This window comes from Microcystis sp. M53598_WE2 (genome assembly GCF_030067735.1).
GTDB classification, from domain to species: domain Bacteria; phylum Cyanobacteriota; class Cyanobacteriia; order Cyanobacteriales; family Microcystaceae; genus Microcystis; species Microcystis aeruginosa.
In genome coordinates this window covers 1-1,710 of sequence record NZ_JASJFE010000201.1, presented here as the reverse complement: position 1 = coordinate 1,710, position 1,710 = coordinate 1, and the positions used below count along the sequence as shown (strand labels likewise).

At 36.8% G+C, this 1,710-nt stretch carries 4 protein-coding genes; 2 read left to right on the top strand and 2 right to left on the bottom strand.

All coding sequences use genetic code 11. The features are described 5' to 3' along the window. Positions 1-347: Rpn family recombination-promoting nuclease/putative transposase (locus tag PX636_RS04340; protein ID WP_288116323.1), on the bottom strand; the 347-nt coding region annotated here is incomplete at its 3' end. Between the two features lie 379 nt (positions 348-726). Here PX636_RS04340 and PX636_RS04335 point away from each other — a divergent pair. Beyond that, positions 727-939 (top strand): DUF2281 domain-containing protein, encoded by a 213-nt coding sequence (locus PX636_RS04335; RefSeq protein ID WP_002738971.1) that lies wholly within the window; start codon positions 727-729, stop codon positions 937-939. Between the two features lie 17 nt (positions 940-956). Beyond that, the gene (locus PX636_RS04330) at positions 957-1,364 is read left to right on the top strand and encodes a type II toxin-antitoxin system VapC family toxin (protein WP_288116324.1); all 408 of its coding nucleotides are present in this window, start codon (positions 957-959) and stop codon (positions 1,362-1,364) included. 150 nt (positions 1,365-1,514) lie between these two features. On the opposite strand, the gene PX636_RS04325 is transcribed toward PX636_RS04330, so the two are convergent. Continuing rightward, positions 1,515-1,710, bottom strand: a 196-nt coding sequence (locus PX636_RS04325; protein WP_288116322.1) for a DUF4351 domain-containing protein, incomplete at its 5' end; no start/stop codon positions are given.

The window sequence follows — 1,710 nt, the reverse complement described above, 5'->3', positions numbered from 1 at the left end:
CTTGAATAAGAAAAAATTACAATCGGATAAATCGGTAAGACAAATTTCTCATGAAAGCGAGCAAAATAAGTAAACATTCGCCGGTTAAACCACTTTCGGGAACTTTCCTGCGCCTCTACATGAATCAGAAAGAAAGATTCTTTTCCTCGAAACTTAACTTGTGCGACTAAATCGCTTTCATACCTTTCTCCTTCTGTGACATCGGTAAATACTTCTTTGTCTAAAAAAGTAATCGATTCCCTATCTAAATAATCGATCAATTGAGGGAAAAACAACTCGATAAATTCGACAAAAAAGGTGGAGATTAACTCCTTAAATAATCGATCATGGTCAATATTATTAGTCATGTAATATCATCTTAACTAATCTGAGTGATGAATGACTACTCTTATGTATTGTATTCTGAAAAGTCGGTTTTGGCAACGGATTGTTATGACCTCACCCCCTTAACCTACAGCTATTGCCAAATTCGCCTAAAATCCATCAGATTGAGCGAAATCGAACAAACTATCGTAAACAGCAGGAAAAATCGGCAACAGGGGAGAAGTCATGACATTAACTGCAAAGGTTTATTGCTAACAGTTTTAGCCCAACAATCCCTAATTTTTCAAGGGTGCTATCACAAAAATTAACATTTATTACAAGAAAACGGGTTTCTCGTAATGTTCACTACCCGATGAAATTGCTATGGTAAAATGTCCATAATAGACAAGAGAGAATTTACTTATGAGTGTAGCCGACGAAATTTACAAAATCGTGAAATCAATGCCTGAAGATCGAGCGAATAAAATTTTGGATTTTGCAAAGTTTTTGCAAGCTAAACCAGAGTTAGAAGATAAGCCATTAGATTTCCGCGATGCGGCGGGATTGGGGCAAGAAATGTGGCAATCAATTGATGTAGATGCTTATATTCAGCAGGAGCGATCATCATGGGAATAGTTTTATAACCGGGAAATATTGTATTTTTAGATACGGCTCCTTTTATTTACTTTTTCGAGCAACATCCCATCTTTTTTGCTTATATGGAAAAGTTATTTTATGATGTCTCCATTTATCAGGTTAAGGTTATCACTTCGATGATCACTTTTATCGAAATTGTTACCCATCCAGCAAGGATAGGTAATCAGGAGTTGGTAGAACAATACCGGACATATTTCACCCGTTCGAGCCAAATTACTCTGTTACCAATCGATTTATCTATTGCTAATGAGACGATCGCTCTTCGTACCCAATACACTCTCAAAACACCCGATGCGATTCAACTGGGAACAGCGATCGCATATTCAGCAACCTACATTATCACTAATGATAGGCAATGGAAACAGTTAGCTCATCAAAATGTATTGCTAGTAGATGAAATGTAGCGAATCAGTTCTGGAAATGAATGATTTTACCTCTCCCCCTAACCCCATCTCCTCGTAGGAGAGGGGGAATTGCGACTCCTGCAAGGAGATGGGGAAATACACTGATAACTGTTAACTGTTAACTGAAATTCATACCTGAAAATGACAATTTTACAGGGTAATTAAAGTATTTAACCAATTGATTAAATCTTCAACCGTAGAGAAGTCGAATAAAGCTTCTCCTAATACTTCGACATCATCAATACTTAACTGCATAATTTTAGTTTCCAATGAAGGATTAATCTCCCCTAACTTGCGTTTAATTTGACGAAGAATCAATGTCTTTTCCCGTTCAATACCTTGTTCG

Bases quoted from the DNA above. Each gene is read 5' to 3' on its own strand.
- PX636_RS04335 (WP_002738971.1), top strand. From the start codon at position 727: ATGAGTGTAGCCGACGAAATTTACAAAATCGTGAAATCAATGCCTGAA.